The organism is Flavobacterium xizangense, from assembly GCF_054075145.1.
The window spans coordinates 285,542-310,021 of record NZ_JBSIPG010000005.1 but is presented as its reverse complement, the minus strand read 5'-3'; the positions used below and the strand labels follow the sequence as shown (position 1 = coordinate 310,021).

21 protein-coding genes are annotated in these 24,480 nt (G+C 32.0%); 15 read left to right on the top strand and 6 right to left on the bottom strand.

Going from position 1 to position 24,480, the window contains the following annotated elements:
- Positions 1 to 286 precede the first annotated feature (286 nt).
- Both ACWA1B_RS14620 and ACWA1B_RS14615 read left to right on the top strand, forming a co-directional pair.
- Entirely contained in the window at positions 287 to 739 is a 453-nt protein-coding gene (locus ACWA1B_RS14620) for a DUF1569 domain-containing protein (protein ID WP_456908105.1), read from the top strand.
- Positions 740 to 751: 12 nt separating this feature from the next.
- On the top strand, positions 752 to 1,186 hold the full coding sequence (locus ACWA1B_RS14615; protein ID WP_456908103.1) for a nuclear transport factor 2 family protein: 435 nt from the start codon (positions 752 to 754) through the stop codon (positions 1,184 to 1,186).
- 5 nt (positions 1,187 to 1,191) lie between these two features.
- Here ACWA1B_RS14615 and ACWA1B_RS14610 read toward each other — a convergent pair whose 3' ends face one another.
- A complete protein-coding gene (locus ACWA1B_RS14610; protein ID WP_456908101.1) occupies positions 1,192 to 1,836 on the bottom strand; it encodes an endonuclease III domain-containing protein in 645 nt (214 codons plus the stop codon).
- A gap of 48 nt (positions 1,837 to 1,884) precedes the next feature.
- On the bottom strand, positions 1,885 to 2,751 hold the full coding sequence (locus ACWA1B_RS14605; RefSeq protein ID WP_456908099.1) for an alpha/beta hydrolase: 867 nt from the start codon (positions 2,749 to 2,751) through the stop codon (positions 1,885 to 1,887).
- A 137-nt stretch (positions 2,752 to 2,888) separates the two neighbouring features.
- On the opposite strand from ACWA1B_RS14605, the gene ACWA1B_RS14600 reads away from it, so the two are divergent.
- The 6 genes from ACWA1B_RS14600 to ACWA1B_RS14575 all read left to right on the top strand — a co-directional run bounded on the left by ACWA1B_RS14600 (position 2,889) and on the right by ACWA1B_RS14575 (position 12,505).
- Complete coding sequence (locus ACWA1B_RS14600; RefSeq protein WP_456908097.1) at positions 2,889 to 4,310, top strand: glycogen synthase; 1,422 nt, start codon at positions 2,889 to 2,891, stop codon at positions 4,308 to 4,310.
- The gene (locus ACWA1B_RS14595) at positions 4,307 to 5,587 is read left to right on the top strand and encodes a glucose-1-phosphate adenylyltransferase (RefSeq protein WP_456908095.1); all 1,281 of its coding nucleotides are present in this window, start codon (positions 4,307 to 4,309) and stop codon (positions 5,585 to 5,587) included. The genes ACWA1B_RS14600 and ACWA1B_RS14595 overlap by 4 nt, the downstream gene beginning before the upstream one ends.
- 54 nt (positions 5,588 to 5,641) lie before the next feature.
- Positions 5,642 to 7,546 (top strand): 1,4-alpha-glucan branching protein GlgB, encoded by a 1,905-nt coding sequence (glgB, locus tag ACWA1B_RS14590; RefSeq protein WP_456908093.1) that lies wholly within the window; start codon positions 5,642 to 5,644, stop codon positions 7,544 to 7,546.
- 201 nt (positions 7,547 to 7,747) lie between these two features.
- Positions 7,748 to 10,147, top strand: coding sequence for a glycoside hydrolase family 31 protein (locus tag ACWA1B_RS14585; protein WP_456908091.1), 2,400 nt, complete (start codon positions 7,748 to 7,750; stop codon positions 10,145 to 10,147).
- A gap of 85 nt (positions 10,148 to 10,232) precedes the next feature.
- Positions 10,233 to 11,045: a M48 family metallopeptidase gene (locus ACWA1B_RS14580; protein WP_456908089.1), complete on the top strand. Its 813-nt coding sequence runs from the start codon at positions 10,233 to 10,235 to the stop codon at positions 11,043 to 11,045.
- A 155-nt stretch (positions 11,046 to 11,200) separates the two neighbouring features.
- Positions 11,201 to 12,505: an MFS transporter gene (locus ACWA1B_RS14575; RefSeq protein WP_456908087.1), complete on the top strand. Its 1,305-nt coding sequence runs from the start codon at positions 11,201 to 11,203 to the stop codon at positions 12,503 to 12,505.
- 122 nt (positions 12,506 to 12,627) lie between these two features.
- Here the strand turns inward: ACWA1B_RS14575 and ACWA1B_RS14570 are convergent, their stop codons facing one another.
- The 4 genes from ACWA1B_RS14570 to ACWA1B_RS14555 are packed head-to-tail and all read right to left on the bottom strand — an operon-like array spanning position 12,628 to position 15,502.
- Positions 12,628 to 13,350 (bottom strand): head GIN domain-containing protein, encoded by a 723-nt coding sequence (locus ACWA1B_RS14570; RefSeq protein ID WP_456908085.1) that lies wholly within the window; start codon positions 13,348 to 13,350, stop codon positions 12,628 to 12,630.
- Positions 13,351 to 13,369: 19 nt separating this feature from the next.
- The gene (locus ACWA1B_RS14565) at positions 13,370 to 14,431 is read right to left on the bottom strand and encodes a hypothetical protein (protein WP_456908083.1); all 1,062 of its coding nucleotides are present in this window, start codon (positions 14,429 to 14,431) and stop codon (positions 13,370 to 13,372) included.
- Complete coding sequence (locus ACWA1B_RS14560) at positions 14,415 to 14,951, bottom strand: anti-sigma factor (RefSeq protein WP_456908081.1); 537 nt, start codon at positions 14,949 to 14,951, stop codon at positions 14,415 to 14,417. The genes ACWA1B_RS14565 and ACWA1B_RS14560 overlap by 17 nt, the downstream gene beginning before the upstream one ends.
- A complete protein-coding gene (locus tag ACWA1B_RS14555) occupies positions 14,948 to 15,502 on the bottom strand; it encodes an RNA polymerase sigma factor (protein WP_035643443.1) in 555 nt (184 codons plus the stop codon). Before ACWA1B_RS14555 ends, ACWA1B_RS14560 begins: the two co-directional genes overlap by 4 nt.
- Before the next feature lie 152 nt (positions 15,503 to 15,654).
- On the opposite strand from ACWA1B_RS14555, the gene ACWA1B_RS14550 reads away from it, so the two are divergent.
- From ACWA1B_RS14550 to ACWA1B_RS14520, 7 genes are all read left to right on the top strand, one after another.
- On the top strand, positions 15,655 to 16,653 hold the full coding sequence (locus ACWA1B_RS14550; RefSeq protein WP_456908078.1) for a DUF6252 domain-containing protein: 999 nt from the start codon (positions 15,655 to 15,657) through the stop codon (positions 16,651 to 16,653).
- A gap of 243 nt (positions 16,654 to 16,896) precedes the next feature.
- Positions 16,897 to 19,350 (top strand): endopeptidase La, encoded by a 2,454-nt coding sequence (gene lon, locus ACWA1B_RS14545; protein ID WP_456908076.1) that lies wholly within the window; start codon positions 16,897 to 16,899, stop codon positions 19,348 to 19,350.
- 206 nt (positions 19,351 to 19,556) lie between these two features.
- Positions 19,557 to 20,576: a type IX secretion system protein PorQ gene (porQ, locus tag ACWA1B_RS14540; RefSeq protein WP_456908074.1), complete on the top strand. Its 1,020-nt coding sequence runs from the start codon at positions 19,557 to 19,559 to the stop codon at positions 20,574 to 20,576.
- Between the two features lie 4 nt (positions 20,577 to 20,580).
- Complete coding sequence (locus tag ACWA1B_RS14535; RefSeq protein WP_456908072.1) at positions 20,581 to 21,186, top strand: murein L,D-transpeptidase catalytic domain-containing protein; 606 nt, start codon at positions 20,581 to 20,583, stop codon at positions 21,184 to 21,186.
- A gap of 284 nt (positions 21,187 to 21,470) precedes the next feature.
- Positions 21,471 to 22,163: a (d)CMP kinase gene (gene cmk / locus ACWA1B_RS14530; protein ID WP_456908070.1), complete on the top strand. Its 693-nt coding sequence runs from the start codon at positions 21,471 to 21,473 to the stop codon at positions 22,161 to 22,163.
- A 69-nt stretch (positions 22,164 to 22,232) separates the two neighbouring features.
- A complete protein-coding gene (locus ACWA1B_RS14525; RefSeq protein ID WP_456908068.1) occupies positions 22,233 to 23,609 on the top strand; it encodes a nucleoside permease in 1,377 nt (458 codons plus the stop codon).
- A 146-nt stretch (positions 23,610 to 23,755) separates the two neighbouring features.
- Positions 23,756 to 24,106: a hypothetical protein gene (locus ACWA1B_RS14520; protein ID WP_456908066.1), complete on the top strand. Its 351-nt coding sequence runs from the start codon at positions 23,756 to 23,758 to the stop codon at positions 24,104 to 24,106.
- The last annotated feature ends 374 nt before the right edge of the window (positions 24,107 to 24,480 follow it).

The following is a 24,480-nucleotide window of genomic DNA, read 5'->3' as shown; positions in this document are numbered from 1 at the left end:
ATGTCGTCGCCTTTCTTTTGAGAATCCTTCCCGATTTATCGGGAGGGATTTTTTGTTTATAAACGTTTGGGGGAAATCTTCTGGAAAATGAAACTTCTGATTTGGTATATGCCGCGTTAGTGATGGGAGCGGAATCTTTTTTTTCAAATAAAAGATAGAGTACACAGTCCAGTCCAAATGGAAATGTCATAATGATTCTTATTTATCGAATATAATTCTCGTTAAAATATAATTTCAAAGTAAATTTTATATTTTTGTTTTTCTTTAGTGCGCTAATTTTTAAACTATGCAAAATATATTTCAGAAAGAGGATTGTGATCAATTTATGAAAAGAATTAATCAGTTAACTCCAGATTCAAAAGGACTTTGGGGTAAGATGAGTGTCGGTCAAATGCTAGCACATTGTAATGTTACTTACGAAATGGTTTATGATAATACTCATCCGAAACCTAATGGATTTATGAAATTTATTTTAAAATTGCTAGCAAAAAAAACAGTGGTAGGTGAAAAACCTTATCCTAGAAATATTGGTACAGCATCACAGTTTATCATTAAAAATGACCGTGATTTTGAAATTGAAAAAAGCCGATTAATTGCTTATATAGATAAAACACAGGAATTAGGTGAAAAGGAATTTGAAGGCAAAGAATCACTTTCTTTTGGAAAATTGACTTCTACAGAATGGAATAATATGTTTGCAAAACATTTAGACCATCATCTTTCTCAATTTGGCGTTTAATATTTTTTGATTATGAAATTTTATATAATTATTTGTTTTTTGCTATCAGGATTATGTGCGAATGCACAAAAACAAGAGATTCAAAAAAGTATTGAAATATTTTTTGAAGGATTTCATCAAAAAGACACTTTAAAAATAAAATCTGTTTGTGCAGATAAAATGATTTTGCAATCCATTAGTGAGAGTGCTTCAAAGGGCAATAAATTATCTGACGAAACTGCAAGAGAATTTTATAAATCAATTGCAACAATTCCTTCCAGTATGAAATTTCAAGAGAAAATTTTAAGTTATAATATTCAAATTGATGGAGCAATGGCTCATGTTTGGGCACCGTATGAATTTTATTTGAATGATAAATTGAGTCATTCTGGTGTGAATACTTTTACATTGTTTAAAGAAAAAGATTCCTGGAAAATTATTTATTTAATTGATACTAGAAGAAAGTAGAGATTTTAAGCAACTTCTGTAGAATAATAAAAGCAAATATCTGCTAAAAGACATTCTTCACACTTAGGTTTTGGTCGGCAGGTTTCTCGTCCTAAAAAAGAAATTGCCATACCAATTTCGGACCAAATGCTTTTTGGTAATACTTGCATCAAGTCTTTTTCAACTTTATTTCCGTCTTTTGCTTCTTTTATTATTCCGATTCTGGGCGCTACGCGAATTACATGTAAATCGGCAATAATGCCTTCTGCTGGTTTATTTGTTTCTCTTAAAATAACATTAGCCGATTTTCTTCCAACCCCTTTTAAAGCTGTTAACTCCTTCATGTTTAAAGGAATATCGCTGCCATTCTTAATGGTTTTTGCAATTTCTAATAACCAATTTGCTTTTGTTCCAAAATTTCGAACTTTGCTTATGTATGTTATGAGTGACTCGAGATCGGTTTTTGATAAACTGTTTAATGTTGGGAATTTTTCAAATAATGCAGGTGCTATTTTATTAATATTTGCATCAGAATCTTGTGCTGACAAAATCACCATTACTAATAATTGATAGGTATTTTGATATTCTAAAGGATGTCTTTTTCCTTTGTATTTATTCAAAATAGGCTTTAGTTTTATTTCCCAATCTGATGTTTCTCCAAATAAATCCATTTTGATATTATTTTAAGTTAGATAAATGAAAGTGTAACTATCACAAAATTAATTAGTTTTGATGAAATCCAAGATTTTTTTAATAACATTTTGATTGCCAAGTATTTTTCTGTGACCTAGGCCATCAGTTAAATATAAAGTTCCGTTTTCAAGTTGTTGATGAATGTGAATTCCTGCTTTTACAGGAACTTCCGGATCATCATTATCGTGAATTACTAAAACTGGAATTTTTACTTTTTGCGCTGCTCTATAAGCCGAAAAGTCATCCATTTTTACTTGATATTTCTCTTCAAAAAGATTACGGAGACTTTCGCTTATTTCTTGTTTTAATCCTAATTTTGAGATAAATTCGTCTAAAATATCTTGTACAATATCACCACTTCCTATAATAATTGATTTTTTTGTCTGTAATCCGTCTTTAATTGCATTTAAAACCGACATTCCGCCAAGAGAATGTCCTATTGCAATTTCGAACGGTCCAAATTGTTTTTCAATTTCTAATATAGAAGCAATAAATTCAGACATTATAGTTGATTTCCCTCTAGATTTCCCATGTGCTGGAGCATCAAAACTTACAGTTGAAAAGCCATTTTTCAAAAGCTCATCCGCTATTTTGAATAGTTGCGTACCTCTTCCTGACCATCCATGTACTAATAAAATCTTACGATCACTTTCTCCATATTGATATGTTACAATATTTTTATTTATTGCCGGCACATGAATTATTTTGCTAACACTTTTAGAATCCATCTCAAGTTCTCGTTTTGGAATCTTATGTTTTATTGGTGTTGTAAATAGTTTAGCAGCATATTTTGTAACTAATTTGGTTGAAATAAACGCGCAAATTTTACAGGATACAATAATAAACTGTGGAATTTTTAATGATTTAGTAGGATTAGTTTCCTTTTTTGCCATATTAATATTTTTTTTTTGAGGGCTAAATTCTGCTTATTTTTTCCTAAATTTAGGAAACATAAAAGTAGCATATTAATGATTGTTTCTAGAGAAAAATAAATCATAAATTAATATTGAATGCTGTAATTAATTTTAGGATGGAAATATTTCATTTAAGTGCAGAATGTTACCCAATGGCAAAAGTGGGTGGTTTGGCCGATGTTGTTGGAGCATTGCCAAAATATCAGACTAATGCTGGACATCAGGTAAGAGTCGTTGTTCCTTGTTATGATACAAAATTCAAAAAAGAAAATGATTTTGAATGTGTACATTGGGGAAATGTCAAATTAGGAAATTTTGAATTTCCTTTTAGTGTTCTAAAAGAAAGTTCAAATAAGCTTGGATATGAACTTTATTTGATTGAAATCAAAGAGTTATTTGACAGACCAAATGTTTATGGCTATGAAGATGACATTGAGCGATTTTTATCTTTTCAAATTGCAAGTTTAGATTGGATTACTGCACGGAATAAAGTTCCTGATATTATAAATTGCCATGATCATCACACTGGAGTAGTTCCTTTTTTAGTAAAATATGCTTATAAATACGAAAGTTTAAGAAGTGTTAAAACTGTAATTACTATTCACAATGGTTTATATCAAGGCTGGTTTGGTTTTGATAAATTACATTATTTGCCAGAATTTGATTTGATTCATGTTGGTTTTTTGGAGTGGAATCATTCTATTAATTCTTTGGCAGTTGGCGTTAAATGTGCACATGCGGTTACTACGGTTTCTCCAAGTTATTTAAATGAAATTAATTATGCTGCAAATGGATTAGAAGGATTGTTTAATTCGGTTAGAAATAAATCAAAAGGGATTTTAAATGGAATTGATATTGAAGTTTGGGATCCATCAAAAGATAAAATGATTGAACACCATTATTCGATTGAAACTTTTGAAATTGGTAAGCAAAAAAATAAAGAGAAGCTTTGTGAACAATTTGATTTAGATCCAACAAAGCCGTTATTTAGTTTTATTGGGCGTTTATTTGAAGAAAAAGGAGGCGATTTATTACCACAAGCTTCTGCATTAGCATTATCTGAAAATTTCGAAAATATTAATATTCTGATTTTAGGATCAGGAAATGCTGAAATTGAAACGCAATTGACACAATTGCGAAATGATTATAAAGGCAATTATAATGTTTTTATCGGTTACAATGAAGAATTGGCACATTTGATATATGCAGGTTCTGACTATATTTTAATGCCTTCTAGAGTTGAACCATGTGGTTTGAATCAAATGTATGCGATGCGATATGGTACCGTTCCGATTGTGAGGAGGACCGGAGGATTGCGAGATACAGTTATTGATTTTGGAGATGAAGGAAACGGGGTTTGTCATGATCAGGCTTCGGTTGGAGATGTTTGTTATTCGATAAATCGTGCAGTTAAACTGTACGATGATAAAATAAGTTTTAATAAAGTATTAAAAAGAGGAATGTCAGCAGATCATTCCTGGGAAAGTGTGTGCCAAGAATATATCGAAATATACAACTTAATAATTCAGCAAAAATGAAGTTTAAAAAGAAAAATGTAGTTGCCATTATTTTAGGAGGTGGACAAGGATCTCGCTTGTTCCCATTGACAGAAACAAGATCAAAACCTGCTGTTCCGATTGGAGGTAAATATCGTTTGGTTGATATTCCAATTTCAAATTGTATCAATTCAGATATTTTTAAAATATTTGTTTTGACACAATTTAATTCTGCGTCTCTGAATGCTCATATTAAAAACACTTTTAACTTTAGTATTTTTAGTCAGTCGTTCGTTGATATTTTGGCGGCTGAACAAACTCCGGATAATCCGACCTGGTTTCAAGGGACTGCGGATGCTGTAAGACAATGCATGTCTCACTTTTTGAAACACGATTTTGATCATGCTTTAATTCTTTCGGGAGATCAATTGTATCAAATGGATTTTAATGAAATGTTAGAAGCCCATATTGCTGCTGATGCCGAAATTTCTATTGCAACTTTGCCTGTTAATGCGAAAGACGCTCCAGAATTTGGAATTTTAAAAACCAATCATGAAAGTGTTATTGAAGCTTTTATCGAAAAACCAGATGCTTCATTATTACCACAATGGGAATCTGAAGTGAGTGAACAAATGCAGGAAAAAGGCAAAAAATATTTGGCTTCAATGGGAATTTATATTTTTAACAAATCATTGTTGGAAGAATTAATGGCGAATCCAGATACGAAAGATTTTGGAAAAGAAATTATTCCGCAAGCCGTTGGAAAACATAAAATATTGAGTTATCAGTATGAAGGATATTGGACAGATATTGGAAATATTGAATCGTTTTTTGAAGCAAATATTGGCTTAACAGCTGATATTCCCGAATTTAATTTGTTCGATAACGACAATAAGATTTTTACAAGACCAAGATTACTTCCTCCATCAAAATTTCGAAATTCAATTATCAATCAATCACTGATTTCTGAAGGTTGTATTATCAATGCTAAAGAAATTAAAAGTTCGGTAATTGGAATTCGTTCCAGAATTGGTGTTGGAACTGTTCTTGAAAACTGCTATGTGATGGGGAATGATTTCTATCAAGATTTGGACGAACTTAATCATGAGGCAAGTGTAAACAAAATTCACGTTGGAATTGGTGAAAATTGCTTCATAAAAAATGCTTTAGTAGATAAAAATGTTCGCATTGGAAATAATGTTCACATTAGCGGTGGAAAACATCTAGAGAATTTTACCAATGAATTATATAGTATAAAAGATGGTATTGTTGTGATTAAAAAAGGAGCTATTCTCGCTGACAATTTTAGAATTGAATAATATTAAAATTCCAAATCAAATAAAAAATTCCAATTGTTGCCTTAAAAAACAAATATGACAAAAGTAACTACGCATTCTCTATTTACCGATTTTGATATTGATTTATTCAAGGCTGGCAAATATTTCAAATTGTATGAAAAGTTGGGAGCACATTTAGTTGAAGTAAATGGAGTTAAGGGAGTTTATTTTGCTGTTTGGGCACCCACAGCGAAATCTGTTTCTGTGGTGGGCGATTTTAATTATTGGACACAAGACGAACATCAGCTTCAGGTTCGATGGGATTCTTCGGGAATTTGGGAAGGCTTTATTCCTAATTTATCCAAAGGTTCACTTTATAAATACAAAATTCAGTCTAATATTGATGGAGTAGTAACAGAAAAAGCAGATCCATTTGCTTTATTTTGTGAAAAACCACCTCATACTGCTTCTGTTGTTTGGGACCTGGATTATAATTGGAAAGATAAAAATTGGATGGGATCTCGCCATGAAAAAAATGCTTTAGATAAGCCATATTCGGTGTATGAAGTACATTTAGGATCTTGGAAACGGGGTGAACATAATCGATTTTTGACCTATTTAGAATTGGCAGATGATCTAGTTAATTATGTAACAGAAACCGGTTTTACACACGTTGAATTTATGCCAATTATGGAATACCCTTATGATCCTTCATGGGGATATCAGCTGACAGGATATTTTGCTCCAACTTCTCGTTTTGGAAAACCACAGGATTTTATGATTTTGGTTGATAAATTGCATCAAGCTGGCATTGGCGTGATTTTGGATTGGGTTCCATCGCATTTTCCTGATGATGCACATGGCTTAGGCTTTTTTGACGGATCACATTTATATGAACATCCAGATCGAAGAAAAGGATATCATCCAGATTGGAAAAGTCTAGTTTTTAATTACGGTCGTAATGAAGTTCGTGCTTTTTTAATCAGTAATGCTGTTTTTTGGCTTCAAAATTATCACGCTGACGGATTACGAGTTGATGCTGTAGCTTCGATGTTATATCTTGATTATTCGAGAAATGAAGGTGAATGGGAACCTAATATTTATGGCGGAAGAGAAAATCTGGAAACCATAAGTTTTCTTAAAGAATTCAATGAAGTTATTTATGCTAATTTTTCTGGAGTTCAAACTATTGCAGAAGAAAGTACTTCGTTTCCGATGGTTTCAAGACCAACATTTACAGGCGGTTTAGGTTTCGGAATGAAATGGATGATGGGCTGGATGCACGATACATTAAAATACTTTCAGAAAGAAACTGTTTACAGAAAATACCATCAAAACGATTTGACTTTTTCCATGACTTATGCTTTTACAGAAAATTTTATGCTTCCGTTTTCTCATGATGAAGTGGTGTATGGAAAAAAATCAATTGCCAATAAAATGCCAGGCGATGAATGGCAGAAATTTGCTAATTTAAGATTGCTTTTTGGATACATGTTCACACATCCCGGAACAAAATTATTATTTATGGGATCGGAGTTTGGACAAAGTGATGAATGGAATTTTGAAAAAAGTCTAGATTGGCATTTATTGCAATATGATTATCATTCTGGAATTAAAAAGGTAATTACAGATTTGAATCAGTTTTACAAATCTCAGCCGGCATTGTACGAAAAACAATTCACAGGCGAAGGTTTTGAATGGATTAATTATTCCGATCATCAAAATGCTGTTGTTTCTTATATCCGAAAAGGAAATAATCCTGATGAAAATCTAATTGTGGTTTGCAATTTTACGCAAGTTATTAGGGAAAATTATAGAATTGGTATTTATCAAAAAGGAAAATTAAAAGAAGTTTTCAATACTGATGCTAAAATTTATGGTGGAAGTGGTGTTGGTAATTCTGAATCTTTAAAAATTGACAATTTACCTTATGACGGAAGAGATTATTCAGTCGAATTAATTTTACCTCCTTTGAGCGTAACGGTTTATTCTTTTGTGTAGAAATTTAGGTGTAATTTTCAATAATGCCGTTTTATCAATTTTGTGTTTTTAAATTATCGAATTATTGATTTTTTGTAAACTAATTTAGTACTCATTCAGAAAAAACGTTTTCGTGAATAAACCTTTTATTCATAGTGCTTTACCAAGTTTTTTTGTATGTTTGAAGTAAGGATTGAGTTATATAATTAAGACAATAGCGATATGATTACAAATACATCACTAGAACATAAAGGCAATTTATTTCCGTCAAAAATAGTTTCGTATGAACATGAGGGAGATTCCATTTCTTTTTACACTGACAACAATGTAATTTTAAAAGTCACGGTTCTTAGAGACAGTTTACTTCGTTTTCGTTTTACCACAAAAGGATATTTTAGCAATGATTTTTCGTATGCAATTGATAAAACTCAACTGCATGGCTATAATTTTTTACAGGTTAGTGATGATGAAAATTATTTTGAAATCAGAACCAGCAAAGTAATTTGCAAAATTAAAAAAGCTGATGTTCGCCTGTCAATTTATGATCTGGATAGCTGCTTAATTCTTCAGGACGAACTTGGATTTCATTGGGAAGAAAGCTATGAGTATGGCGGAAACGTTGTCAAAATGAGCAAATCCTCAAAAGATGGAGAATGTTTTTACGGTCTTGGTGACAAAGCCACCCAGATGAACTTAAAAGGCAAAAGAGTAGAAAATTTTGCCACCGATCAATATGCTTATCAAAAAGATCAGGAACCACTTTATAAAGTAGTTCCGTTTTATATTGGATTGCATAATCAAAAATCTTATGGTGTTTTCTTCGATAATACTTTCAGAACCTTCTTTGATTTTTGTCAGGAAAGAAGAAATGTAACTAGTTTTTGGGCTGAAGGAGGCGAAATGAATTATTATTTCATTTATGGCCCACAAATGCAGGATGTTGTTACAACTTATACAGATTTGACAGGAAAACCTGAACTACCGCCACTTTGGGTTTTAGGGTACCATCAATGTAAATGGAGTTATTATCCGGAAAGCAAAGTAAAAGAAATTACATCAAAATTCAGAGAACTTAAAATTCCGTGTGATGCCATTTATTTGGATATCGATTATATGGATGGTTTCCGATGTTTTACATGGAATAAGGAATATTTTCCTGATCCTAAAAAAATGGTCAGCGAATTAGCTGAAGACGGTTTTAAGACAATTGTCATCATTGATCCGGGAATCAAAATTGATAAGGATTATTGGGTTTATAAAGAAGCCTTAGAAAAAGATTATTTCTGTAAACGTGCCGATGGCCCTTATATGAAAGGAAAAGTTTGGCCGGGAGAATGTAATTTTCCAGATTACACAAATCCCGTAGTAAGAGAATGGTGGGCAGGATTATTTAAAGAGTTAATTTCGGATATTGGCGTCAAAGGAGTTTGGAATGACATGAATGAACCAGCTGTTATGGAAGTTCCAAATAAAACTTTTCCGATGGATGTTCGCCATGTTTACGACGGAAATCCATGTAGTCACAGAAAGGCTCATAATATTTATGGAACCCAAATGGCAAGGGCTACTTATCATGGTGTAAAACGATTTGTTTATCCAAAACGTCCTTTTGTAATTACCAGATCGGCATATTCTGGTGCTCAGCGTTACACCTCTTCATGGACTGGGGATAATGTTGCAACCTGGGAACATCTATGGATTGCGAATATTCAGGTGCAGAGAATGTCAATTTCCGGAATGGGTTTTACAGGTTCTGATATTGGTGGTTTTGCAGAGCAACCAACAGGCGAATTATATGCACGTTGGATTCAATTAGGTGTTTTTCATCCTTTCTGTAGAACGCATTCTTCAGGAGATCATGGAAATCAAGAACCTTGGGCTTTTGATGAAGAAGTAATTAATATTACCCGAAAATTTGTAAATCTTCGTTACCAATTGTTACCGTATTTATATACTATGTTCTGGCAATATATAGAAGAAGGTATTCCGATGTTGAAACCTTTGGTTTATTACGATCAGGATGATACACAAACACATTATCGTAATGATGAATTTATCTTCGGAAATCAAATTTTGGTTTGTCCAATTCTTGAACCTAATGCTGTAGGTAGACGAATGTATATTCCTAGAGGTGAGTGGTATAACTTTTGGACAAACGAGGTTTTTATTGGAGGAAGAGAAATTTGGATCGATACTAAATTTGATGAGATTCCAGTTTTTATAAAAGCAGGCGCTATTATACCTAAATATCCGGTTCAGCAATATGTTGGAGAATTGGAATTTGATGAATTGACATTAGACGTATATTTTAAAAAAGGCAAAGAAAAGTCCGTAGTTTATGAAGATGCACAAGACGGTTATGATTATAAAAAAGGACGATATAGCTTTTTGTCTTTCAGAACTATCGGAAAAGAGAAAGAATTGATTATTCAGCTTCATAAAGAAGGAAAATATGATACGCCGTATTCTAAGTATAAAATTAATTTAATCGGGCTTCCATTTAAAGTTACTGAAATTGAAATTGATAATGAAAAAATCGAATTTGATAAAATAAGCTTCGAACAAAATAATTGCTTAATTATTGATAAAGAATTTAATGAACTTCATATTGTTGGTGAATAAGTAAATTCTGATATAGTTTTTGAAAATTATGTAAAAGTGAAATCAAATTTAGTTGTATTTTTGTTAGTGCTAAATTTGTAAAATCATGAAAAAAAATCTAATTACAGGACTTTTTGCAGCAATTTTAGTGTGTAGCTGCGCAACGAATCCAATAACAGGAAAACAAAATTTAAATTTTGTTTCAAATAGTGAATTATTTCCATCTTCTTTCCAGCAATATAATCAGTTTTTGACTGAAAATAAAGTTATTACAGGAACCTCTGATGCAAACATTGTTGAAACAGTAGGATATAAAATTAAATTGGCCGCTGAAAAATATCTAAATTATTTAGGGCAAACACAATATTTGAAAGATTATCGATGGGAATATAAGCTTGTTGATAATAAAGAAGTTAATGCATGGTGTTTACCTGGAGGAAAAATTGTTGTTTATTCAGGTATTTTACCTATAACGCAAAATGAATCTGGTTTAGCAACTGTTATGGGACACGAAGTTTCACATGCATTAGCAAATCACGGAGCACAAAGAATGTCTGCAGCACAATTGCAGCAAATTGGAGGAGCAGCTTTGGGAGCAGCTACAAGCGGAAAATCTGAAGCAACTCAACAAATTTTTGCGCAAGCATACGGAATCGGATCAGAAGTAGGAGTGATGCTTCCTTTTAGCAGAAGTAATGAAAGTGAAGCAGATAAAATAGGTTTGACTTTAATGGCGATTGCAGGATATAATCCTGAAGATGCTGTTGCCTTCTGGAGCAGAATGTCTGCAAAATCTGGAGCGGCAGGAACTCCCGAATTTATGAGTACACACCCATCAGACGCAACAAGAATTGCTAATATAAAAGCACTCGTTCCAGAAGCTAAAGCAATTGCGCTTAAAGTGGGAACTATAAAATAAAATTCTGAATATCAGAATAAATCAAATTTAAGCTATTCGTTTTTCGAGTAGCTTTTTTTTGTAGTTCATAATTTAATAATATATGAATCGAATAATTTGTATTTGATTATGATAAAAATTGGATAAATTCGTAGCGTATTAACAAAACCATTTCTATGAAAAACCTACAAAAAGGAGATAAAAAATTATTGAATGCCTGGGCATTTTATGATTGGGCAAATTCAGTTTATACACTTACAATTGCTTCAGCCGTATTTCCAATATTTTACGAAGCTTTATTTACAGATCGCGGTCATTATATTGATGTTTTTGGCATGCGTCTTAAAAATTCAGCTTTAATTAGTTTTACCACGGCGGCAGCATTTTTAGTTGTTTCATTTATTTCTCCATTATTATCTGGAATTGCAGATTATGTGGGGAATAAAAAAGCTTTCATGAAGTTTTTCTGCTATTTAGGAGCTTTGTCATGTGTAGGATTATATTGGTTTGATCTTGGAAATATTTATATAGGATTGGCATTTTACTTTTTAGGATTAATTGGATACTGGGGGAGTTTGGTTTTTTATAATTCATATCTGCCGGATATTGCTTTTGAGGATCAGCAGGACAGAATTAGTGCGAAAGGTTATTCTTTGGGATATATTGGTAGTGTGATTTTATTGCTGATTAATCTCGGGATGATTATGTTTCCAAAAACTTTTAATATCACAGCAATGGAAGCAATGCGTTATTCTTTCATTATGGTTGGTATTTGGTGGATTCTTTTTAGTCAATATACGTATTACTATTTACCAAAAGGAAGCAAGGAGAATGGTCAAAAGTTGACTAAAGATGTTGTCTTTAATGGTTTTAAAGAATTGAAAAAAGTGTGGGGCTTATTGAAAGAAAATGTTCCCTTAAGACGTTATTTAGGCGGATTTTTTGTTTCCAGTATGGCTGTGCAAACTGTAATGTTGGTAGCAACTTATTTTGGAGCACAAGAAATTCAATGGTCATCCAAAGAGGAGGGGACAATTGGTTTAATTATCTGTATTCTTATTATTCAGTTGGTTGCTGTAATTGGCGCAATAGCAACTTCACGAGCTTCATCAAAGTTTGGAAATATTTCAACTTTAGTTGTGATTAATGGTATTTGGGCAGTATTTTGCGCATTAGCTTATTTCATTACTTTACCAATGCATTTTTACGTTATGGCAACAATTGCAGGGTTTGTAATGGGTGGAGTTCAAGCACTTTCGCGATCAACGTATTCAAAATTATTGCCAGAAACTGAAGATACAGCTTCATTTTTTAGTTTTTATGATGTTGCCGAGAAAATCGGAATTGTAATCGGGATGTGTATTTATGGAATAATTGACCAAAGAACAGGAAGCCCGCGTAAAGCAATTGTTGTTCTCGCAATTTTCTTCGTTACATCGATTTTCCTTTTGAGAAGAGTTCATAAAAAAGAGGTGCTTTAAGCACCTCTTTTTATTTAATAAAGGATAAAGAAAATAAAAGCTCAATAATAAAAGAGGAATGATTAGTTCGTTTTTTGATTTGATGATTTAAAAAATCTTTTATTATTGAGCTTTATTTAAAATTATGCTTTTGAAATACTTCCTGAACCCGAAACTTTTACATCACGTTTTTCAGGATTTCCAGTATATTTAATATCTCCTGAACCCGAAACTCTTGCTGTAAGATTTTCATTGCAATTGATTTTGACGTCGCCAGAACCTGACACCATTACATTAGCATTTTTAGATTTCAAATTCGCCGCTTCAATATCGCCAGAACCAGAAAGTTTAATAACTAAGTCATTTGAATTTCCTTTTAATTTAATGTCTCCTGAACCGCTCAAAGTGAAATCGAAAGAGTTTGCTGCAACATCTAAATCAATATCTCCTGAGCCAGATAATTTTGCTGAAAATTTATCATTTTTGATTTGAGATTTAGTGACGATATCACCTGAACCTGACAAATTAAGCTCAGATATTTTTTCGAATGGAACTGTAATTTCCACTTTTTTTCCTGTGCTTGGACGAATGTTCGTTCCTTTTTTTACATGAATTTTCAAAGCATTGTCTTCAACTTCAACAATAATTGCTGATAAGATATTTTGTTCACCCTTAATCGTAATTTTTCCTTCTTTTCCTGCAACCAAATCAACATCAAAAAAGCCTGATATTTTAATTGCATCATATTCTGAAGTTGTTCTTGTTTCCGTTACAACATTGCCATTTCCGTTAATTTTTTCTTGTGCATTAGCTGTAAAGCCAATTAAAAATGCTGCGCAAACTGCTGATTGAATAATTTTTTTCATGGTTATTGATTGTTTAAAATTATTGTTTTTTGATTAATGATACGTTTCCGTAAGTTGAATTAATTATTACCTTATTCTGACCTTTCTTTTTATGAAAGCCGCTAATGTTTTTTGAACTGTTTTTGGTTTCGTTTACATTAATTTCTAAATCATCGCCGTTTTTAATATTAGCATATTTAGTGTTGATGTTAAAGTCGAAAGCGTAATTGTAGTTATAACCCACTGTAATGTCGGTATATCCTGAATTAATGTTTACATTTTTTGCTTTTTCAGTCAATGTGCCAATGTTAACTTTGCTGTAATTGGTATCAATGCTCAAATTGTTTGAAACCTCTGCAACAGAAACGGTTAAATAATTTCCTGAACCTGTAAACGAATTTACTTTTTGAAATTTCAAATTTCCGTAACTACAGTCGTATTTGATGTTTTGAGAGTCAGAAACAACTAAATCGGTATAATTAGCATCAAAATTTAAATTACCTGAACCGTTTACTTTTAATCCTGAATAACGCGCCTCAATTGTACCGTTTTTGATATAATCGATTGATGAATTTTGACAATATTCAATATGAAGTCTGTTGGTTTGATTGTTCAGTTTTCCAATATTGACTTTTCCATATTTACAACTTATATCAGTTGAACCTTCTATAGTTAAGGTTGTAATATTTCCGTATTTATTCATCAATTTTACGGTTCCGTTTTTAGGAATTTTAATTACGTAATTGATCTCAAAGCTGTTACTGCTTCCTCTTCCTTTATTAGTTGAATTTCCAATTTTGGTAACAGCGGTAACCATTGATTTTAAGCCCGTAATATCTACATCAATAGTATTTAGTTTTTCGTTTACCCAATTTTCATTTGAGCCTGTCACTTTGATTGTGATATCAAGATCTATTTTGTCTTCATCCCAGGTCGATACCGTAATGTTCCCGTACTTATTATCAATGTCAATTCCTGCATTGGAATTTACAATAAAGGTTTTTTTGATATTTTTTTGTTTTGAAATAGCAGTGTCATCATTTGAGAATCCTAAAAAAGGAATCAAGATGAACAGGATTAATATTTTATAATGTTTTTTCATGGCTTGTGTTTTTTAAATTTTCGTTTTCTTCAATTCTTTTCAAAACCGTCTGCAAAAAAGATATTCTGGTTTGCAGATTGCTTATCATGGCATAAATGATTTGTTTGTTTTCACCGTTTTTTTGAAGTTCATTAATGATTTTTTGATAGTCGGCATCAAAAACTTTCATTTGTTTTAATGCATCATTAATAATCTGCTCATTTTCAGGTGAACTTTTTTCCTTCAGTTTAACCAGTTCGTTATCAATTAGAATGTTGAAAATAGAATCAGTACGTTGTGTTTCTTTAGATGCAAATTTGAATTCCTTTGGTTTTTCATTTTTATAAAAAAGAGTTATTCCAAGCATTAAAACTATCGTTGCTGCAATTGATGCTACAAACAAGTAATTTTTCTTTTTGGGTTGTTTCTTGTTTAATTTATTTAAAAAAACGTCCTGATGACCTGGATTCAATTCCTGAACATCCCATTGGTTTTCAAATTTGTTGAATAATTGATCTAAATTGTCATTTCCCTTTTTCATATCTCCTCTAATTTTTTTCGCAAACTTTCCTTTGCCCTGCTTAATGTAGTTCGGCAGTTTTGATAACTAATATTTAAAATTTCGCTTATTTCTTCCTGATCGTAACCTTCAATGTAAAAAAGTGTAAGAACCATTCGGTAGCTGTCTTTAAGCGCTAAAATAGTATCTAAAACTTGTTTCACTTTTAAAGTGTTAAAATCAATGGTTTCGGAATAAAAATCATCGTTTTCTTCGATTTTATAAAGTGTCTTGCTCAGGTCTTCAACTTGAAAAGCATTATTCTTTTTATAAAAATCAATACTGTAATTGATGACAATTTTCTTCAACCACGCGCCAAAAGCAACTTCTTGTTTGTAGTCGTTTATTTTTGTAAATGCTTTCAAAAAACCTTCTTGCATGACGTCTTGTGCAAAATGTTCGTCTTTTACAATACGGTAAGCCACGTTGTACATAGCTTTACTGTAACGGTTGTAAATTTCAAATTGGGCTTTTTGATTATTCTCTTTACAAAGCGCGATTAATTCTTCGATATTTTGATTGGTTATACTCAAGTAATGGTTGCTAGTTTTTTATAATGACTTTGCTTTTTTTTATTTGTTACACTTTCTATAAAATTAATTTTATTTTTTTTCAAATTATTAGGTTGTGTAAGATTTTTATTTCTTCGTATAAAATATATATTTGTACATAAATTAAAATCCACATGAAGAAAATTACTATTTTATTTCTCTTTCTTTTTGCAGTAGGCAGTCTTTTTAGCTCTTGCAGTCCTTTTGATGATGGTCGTGACATTTCAGGTTCTGATAACAACGGGAATGGAAATGGGGGCGGAAATGTAGAAGAAAAACCGATTTTTAAGGCTAAAGTTGGTGGAGAAGAATTTGTTGCAAATACCACAACAGCTGTCGTAACAAATGATTATGTATTAATAGCTGGTACGAGATCTTCAAAAGGAGATTTAATTCAAATAATTTTACCAAGTAATAAAGTAGGAACATATACGTGGGCGAACAGCAAAGAAAATGCAGATCGTTTTGTTTTAGCTTACGCCGAAGAAATAGATGGCTATGGATTTATTAGTGCTTCAAACGAAGATGCGGCATTTTTGGAAGTAAAAAATTATACGGATACCGCAATCATTAAAATTACTGCGGTAGACAAAACAAAAAAAACAATTTCAGGTACTTTTCAATTTACAGGATTTAGAGAAACAGATAATGGTTCAACTGAGACTAAAGTGGTTACAAATGGTACTTTTACAAATGTGCCTTACATAGAAAATATTCCTGCAGATGATTCAGACCAAATTTTGAAGGCAAAAGTAAATGGAGTTGATTTTATTAATGACAAAGTTGATGTAACTGCTGTAAGTGCATCTGGTAGTAATCCATATTATAGTATAGTTGGAAAAAAGAATGATGGTAGTGTAAGTGTTGGTTTGAGTATTAATAAATCATATGGAGCTGGAACTTATCAGGTTTCAACTAATTCATCGAATACGGGTGGCGCTCTGGTAAATGTTATTGCAGGTACTTTCAAAATAAATGATTATATATATACATCTAAATCAGGTTCAATTACAATTACTTCAAAAACAGCAACAAAACTAGTAGGGACTTTTGATTTGGTCGTTCAAAATTTTAGTATAAATGATGAAAAGACAATCACGGGATCTTTTGATATAGATATAGAAGGTTTATAATAATTTATGAACTTACTTAAAATCCGCCTTGTGCGGATTTTTTTTTGGTAATACAATTTGATTTTATTAGTTTGGCTAATTAAATAGATACTATATATTCCATTCTTGGCATAGTGATTGTCTATTTTAAAGGTGTATCTTGTAAATTAAGTTTTAGCTTGTTTTTATTTGAAAATAATAAATTTCAGGCTCTATTTGCAAGTTGTATTAATCATTTAATGACAAAACGACTTATATATTATTATGTCAAATCATAAAATACTTACTATTGACAATCTGTCACTTCAGGAATTTGATTCTGAAGCAGAATTAATTCCTTTATTAACTCCCGAAGACGAAGAAGAAATGAATAATGAGGAACTTCCGGTTTCTCTGCCAATCTTGCCTTTACGTAATACTGTCTTATTTCCAGGTGTTGTTATTCCAATTTCAGCAGGAAGAGATAAGTCTATTAAATTGATTAATGATGCCAACGCTGGCGGAAAAATCATTGGAGTAGTTTCACAAATTAATGAAGAAGACGAAGACCCATCTAAAGATGATATTCATAAAATTGGTACTGTAGCCCGAATTCTGCGCGTTTTAAAAATGCCTGACGGAAATGTTACGGTTATCTTGCAAGGAAAAAAACGTTTTGAAATAGACGAAGTAGTTTCTGAAGACCCATACATGACAGCTACCATTAAAGAAGTTTCAGAAGAGCGCCCGGCTGAAAATGATACTGAATTTACAGCGATTTTAGATTCTGTTAAAGAACTAGCGATTCAGATTATAAAAGAAAGTCCAAATATTCCGTCTGAAGCTACTTTTGCGATTAAAAATATTGAAAGCCAATCGTTTCTGATCAATTTTGTTTCTTCAAATATGAATTTATCCGTAAAAGAAAAACAAGGTCTTTTATCGATAAATGGTTTAAAAGAACGTGCTTTAGAAACGTTACGTTACATGAATGTTGAACTTCAAAAATTAGAATTGAAGAATGATATTCAGTCAAAAGTTCGTTTTGATTTAGATCAGCAGCAACGTGAATATTTCCTTCATCAGCAAATGAAAACCATCCAGGAAGAATTGGGTGGCGTTTCGCAGGAAGAGGAAATGGACGAAATGGGACAGAAGGCGAAAACCAAAAAATGGGACGAAAAAACGCAGAAACATTTCGAAAAAGAATTGTCTAAAATGCGCCGTATGAATCCACAATCACCAGATTTCGGAATTCAGCGTAATTATTTAGAATTATTTTTAGAATTGCCTTGGGGCGAATATTCTAAAGATAAATTTGATTTAAAACATGCTCAGAAAGTATTAGATAAAGATCATTTTGGACTTGATGAAGTTAAGAAAAGAATGATTGAGCATTTGGCGGTTTTAAAATTGCGAAATGACATGAAATCACCAATTATATGTTTAACTGGGCCTCCGGGGGTTGGTAAAACATCTATTGGTCGTTCTGTTGCCGAAGCTTTAGGACGTGAATATGTACGTATTTCATTAGGAGGCTTACGCGATGAAGCAGAAATTCGTGGACATAGAAAAACATATATTGGTGCAATGCCAGGAAGAATTATTCAAAGTTTGAAAAAAGCCGGAACTTCAAATCCTGTCTTTATTTTAGATGAAATTGATAAACTTTCGAGCGGAAACAGCGGTGATCCATCTTCTGCATTATTAGAAGTTTTAGACCCAGAACAAAACAATGCTTTTTACGATAATTTCCTTGAAATGGGATATGATTTGTCTAAAGTAATGTTCATTGCAACATCCAATAATATGGCAGCAATTCAGCCTGCCTTGCGTGACAGAATGGAAGTAATCAAAATGTCAGGCTATACAATTGAAGAAAAAGTTGAAATTGCAAAAAGACATTTATTTCCAAAACAACTAGAAGCACACGGATTAACTTCAAAAGATTTGACAATTGGTAAAAAACAATTAGAAAAAATTGTTGAAGGCTATACGCGTGAATCTGGTGTTCGTAATCTCGAAACAAAAATTGCTCAGGTAATTCGTAATGCTGCAAAAGCAGTCGCGATGGAAGAACAGTACAATAAAAAGGTTACAGATGAAGATATAGTTGCTGTTTTGGGGGTTCCAAGATTAGAGCGTGATAAATACGAAAATAATGATGTTGCCGGAGTTGTGACAGGTTTAGCCTGGACAAGCGTTGGCGGTGATATTTTATTCATCGAATCATTAATTTCTGAAGGAAAAGGTTCATTGACAATCACAGGAAATCTTGGAAATGTCATGAAAGAATCTGCTACAATTGCTTTGGAATATATTAAGGCTAATGCTAAAAAATTAGGTTTAAATACAGAAATTTTCCAAAAATATAATATTCACTTACATGTACCGGAAGGAGCAACTCCAAAAGATGGACCAAGTGCAGGTATCGCCATGCTTACTTCTTTAGTTTCTTTATTAACGCAAAAAAAAGTAAAGAAAAGCCTTGCCATGACTGGAGAAATTACACTTCGTGGAAAAGTTTTGCCTGTAGGCGGGATTAAAGAAAAAATCTTAGCTGCAAAAAGAGCTGGCATTAAAGAAATCATTTTATGTCAGGAAAACAAAAGTGATATTGATGAAATTAAAGCTGAATACCTTGAAGGACTTACATTTCATTATGTGAAAGAAATGAGCGAAGTTTTAGCATTGGCTCTAACTGATCAAAGTGTAAAAAATGCTAAGCAATTGAAATAAACTTCAATTTAAAATTTCAATACTTTAAAAATCCCAAATTTCAATTTTAGTATTGGAGTTTGGGATTTTTTATGCATAAATATGATGTTTGGAATTAAAAATACTTTATAAATATTGATTAATAGCGAGATATAAAAATATTTTTTACGTTATATAATTTTATCTTTGTATTTGCGTTATTCCCATATAGGAATCGCCCCAAAAACATGTTCAAAGGATTTGTTTCATTTTTAATGTTGTTAATCTGCTCGATCTCTTTCGGGCAAGTTGGAGGGCGCTACACCTATCAATTCCTTAATTTGACATCGTCGCCAAGGCAGGCGGCACTGGGAGGAAAAAATATTACTATTTATGATGATGATGTAAATCAGGTGATGTTTAATCCAGCAGTATTAAATGAAGATATGGACAATCATCTTGCTGTAAATTATGGTAGTTATTATGGAGAAGCTTCTTATGGAACAGCTTCATATGCTTATACCTATGACAGACATATTCAAACATTTTATGCAGGTGTGAGTTATGTGAACTACGGAAGCTTTGAGGGTTATGATGAAAATGGCCAAGCAACATCAGATTTTACAGGGAGTGAGGGTGCTCTTACACTAGGATACGCATACAATATTCCTTATACAGATGTTCATATTGGAGTAAATGGGAAGCTAATAACTTCGACTTTAGAAAGTTATAATTCCATTGGTGGAGCAATTGATGTGGGAATTATGTATCAAATTGAAAAAAATAATGTAAATTTGGCCTTAGTATTTCGTAATATTGGAACTCAATTTACAACGTACTCAGGAATAAAGGAGAATTTGCCCTTTGAAATTATTGCAGGTATCTCGCAAGAATTAGAGCATGTACCGCTCCGCTGGCATTTTTCATTAGAAAATCTGCAGCAATGGAACATATCTTTTTCGAACCCCGTTCGTGGAGAAACCAATATTGATGGATCAACAACTAACGAGAAAATCTCGTTTGCAAATAATGCCTTAAGGCACGTCGTTTTTGGTGTGGAGCTTTTTCCACAAAGAGCATTTAATTTGCGTTTAGGATATAATTTTAGAAGAGGCGAAGAATTACGAATTGATGAACAACGCAATTTTTCGGGAGTTTCATTAGGATTTGGCATAAGAATGAATAAATTAAAATTTAACTATTCTTATTCAAGGTATACATTGGCAGCTAATACAAGTCTTTTTGGTTTAACTTTAAATTTTCAGTAATACTATGAAAATATTTACTTTATTTTTGTTCATGACTGTGAGTGTTTTTACGGGAGCTAAACACTATTTTAATGAAAATGAATCTACGATAACCAATGTCGAGATCGAAAGAATCAACAGCAGAATAGGAAACATAAAAAACTTGATTAATCAGGATAGCAAATACAATTCTAAAATTGCATTTTTGATTGATATGAAAGTTCCATCAGGGAAAAATCGTTTTTTTGTATATGATTTAGAAAAAAACGAAGTTATAGATCAAGGCCTTGTGGCTCATGGATCTGGTTCTGAAACTGGTATTAAAGGCATGCTAAGATTTAGCAATATGCCAAATTCTAACTGTACTGCACTTGGTAGATATGCAATTGGAAAAACATATAAAGGGATTTTTGGAAAAGCTTATAGATTAGCAGGTTTAGATGAAACTAATAATAAAGCTTTAGAGCGTGCTATTGTATTGCATGCTTATTCTGCAGTTCCATTAGAAGAACAAGATTATTATATTAGTAACAGTCATGGCTGTCCAATGGTAAATGAAGAGTTTTTTAAAAGAATTCAAAAATTAATTGATAATTCTAAAACAAATATCCTAATGGATATTTACTATTAAAAAAAGCATTAAGCAAACTTAAAAGCATAAAACTTTTTATAATCGAGATTAATTTGATCTTCGATGATGAAAAGTTTTTTTTTTGTTTAGAATTTATTGGATTAAATTAGTTTATAAGTGTTGTAAATCTTCAGAATAAAGAGAAAGATGGTTACATTTGCAGCGCTTAAAATTATTTAATTGTTATTGAAAACATTAGAATAATCAAGGCTTTCTAAGTAAATAACGGATTCTAAAAATGCTGTTTTTTCGAGTCTGAAATAATAAAATTTAAAAATACAAAATTGAAAAAAATTACAATTGCAATCGACGGATTTTCATCAACAGGAAAAAGTACTTTGGCAAAACAATTAGCAAAAGAGCTTGAATATGTGTATGTTGATACTGGTGCAATGTACCGCGCAGTGGCTTATTTTGCTATGAAAAATAAATTCATTGATACTGATTCTTTTAATAAAAATGCTTTGATTGAGTCTTTGCCTGAAATTCGATTAGAATTTAAATTCAATGCTGATTTAGGTTTTGCTGAAATGTATTTGAATGGTGAAAATGTAGAGAAGCAAATTAGAACAATTGAGGTTTCAAATTTTGTAAGCAAAGTAGCGGAAGTTTCTGAAGTCCGTTCTAAATTGGTCGAACAACAGCAAGGAATGGGGAAAAATAAAGCTATTGTGATGGATGGAAGAGATATAGGGACTGTCGTTTTTCCTGATGCCGAGCTTAAAATTTTTATGACTGCCAGTGCAGAAACTCGTGCACAAAGACGTTTTGATGAATTGCAGCAAAAAGGTGACGACGTTACCTACGAAGAAGTTTTGAAAAATGTTGTCGACAGAGATTATATTGACACACACCGTGAAGATTCTCCTTTAGTGATTGCTGAAGACGCAATTGAAATAGATAATTCCTACCTAAATAAAGAAGAACAGTTTGCTGCTGTTTTAGAATTAGTAAATGATGTTGTAAAAACGGCGTAATTTTTTGCAGATATTATTTTAAATGTTAGTTTTACCGCTTCATTTTTATTTTAAAGACAATTTCAATATATGGGAATTAAAAACAGGTTAATCGTGATGAGCTTTCTTCAGTTTTTTGTTTGGGGAGCTTGGCTGATTACAATTGGAAATTATTGGTTTGGAACCAAAAATTGGGAAGGAACACAATTTGGTTTAGTATTTGGAACCATGGGAATTGCTTCTTTATTCATGCCGACATTAACCGGAATTATTGCCGATAGATGGGTAAATGCTGAAAAATTATATGGAATTCTTCATATTCTTTATGCGGCAGTTTTGTTTGGAATTGCACAAATTACTACTCCAGATAATTTTATTGTTGTAATGCTTTTAGCAATGTGCTGTTATATGCCAACAATCGCTTTAAGTAATTCGATATCTTATACTTCACTAAAATTAAACAATAAAAACATTGTTAAAGATTTTCCACCAATTCGTGTCTGGGGAACAATTGGTTTTATTGTTGCCATGTGGATTACAAATTTAAGTGGTAGTAAAGCAACAGAATATCAGTTTTACATTGCTGGAATTGGCGCTTTAATTCTAGGGATTTATGCTTTTACATTGCCTAAATGTGAGCCACAGCGTCTAATTAAAGAAAATGCAACCTGGATTGAAACTTTTGGTTTAGAATCTTTCAAATTATTCGCGAACTATAAAATGGCTTTGTTTTTTGTTTTTTCTATGTTTTTGGGAGGAGCACTTCAATTGACAAACGCTTATGGAGATGTGTTTTTAGACGAATTTAAGCATTTCCCAAAATATGCTGATTCATTCGTAATTAAGTATTCTACTATTATTATGTCGATTTCTCAGGTTTCTGAAACTTTGTTTATTCTTGCGATTCCGTTTTTCTTAAAGCGTTTCGGAATTAAACAAGTGATGTTGATCAGTATGTTGGCTTGGGTATTGCGTTTCGGATTGTTTGCTTTTGGGGATCCTGTTGGTGGTTTATGGATGATAATTCTTTCTTGTATTGTATACGGAATGGCATTTGATTTCTTTAATATTTCAGGTTCTTTATTCGTAGAAAGCAATACTGATTCTAAAATTCGTTCTTCCGCACAAGGTTTATTTATGATGATGACAAATGGAGTAGGAGCAGTTTTAGGAAGTTTGACATCAGGCTGGGCAATAGATCGTTTCTTTACAAAATCATTTAGCAATACAACTGAATTAGCCGGATTTTTGCAAACTGAAACAACTAACTCTAAAATGTTGGAATTTGTAAAAGGTCAAGGGAATTCAATTTCAGCAGATGGAATTTTTTCTAATCCGATTTTAATGAAGGATTGGCATACTATCTGGATTTCATTTGCAGCTTATGCGTTGGTTATTGCTATTGCATTTGCCGTATTGTTTAAGCATAAACATGATCCTAAAGAATTGGAGAATTTAAGTCATTAAGAATATAAATTCTTGACAAGATTTACATAAGCAAACCCGACAGGTTTTAAAATCCTGTCGGGTTTGTTGTTTTAAAAATGACAAGAATAAACTATAAATAACCTTAAAAAAATATAAATTTGAATTATAATTTAAAGTTGGGAATTATGATTAGACAAATTTTAGGAGTAATTATTGGTTATGCTATTTTTGTAATCAGTTCGATATTTCTTTTTAAGTTTTCAGAAGTGAATCCGCATGAAGATGCTTCGAAATTATTTATGGTTTTGACGTTTGTTTACGGAACCGTCTTTTCGTTTACCAGTGGGCTCGTAACTCAATTAATTGCAAAAACTAAAAACATGAAAGTTAACTATGTGCTTTTTGTGATTATGGCTGGTTTTGCTACTTTTTCGCTTTTTAAATCAGGTGGCAGTTCATGGACGCAATTGTTGGCGATTTTTGTTTTTGCACCTGTTTCTGTTTTGGGAGGTTATTTTTGGATTAATAAGAGGTAAAAATAGATTTATAATTTTTTTCAAAGTTTAAACTTTGATAAAGATCATTGTATATAATAAACCCAAGAGGTTTTTAAAACCTGTTGGGTTTCTCTTTTAAAGGTTCTTATGAAAACAAAACTTCTAATCTAGCCCCGATAGAAGTGGAAATCCTTTTATGCCGGGGTTCGGCAGAAAAGATTGTAGCGGATAGCGGGACTTGACGTCTCGAAAAACCTAAAAACTTCTGCTTCTAAATAATTCACTGATAATCAATTCGAATTTATTTTGTAAGTCGAAATATTTGTAGTAATTTTGCAAACCTTTTGGCAGAGAAGAGTTTCCTTTAGGTATCAACCATTTATGTAAAACAACTTCTGTATTTTCTATCGCAT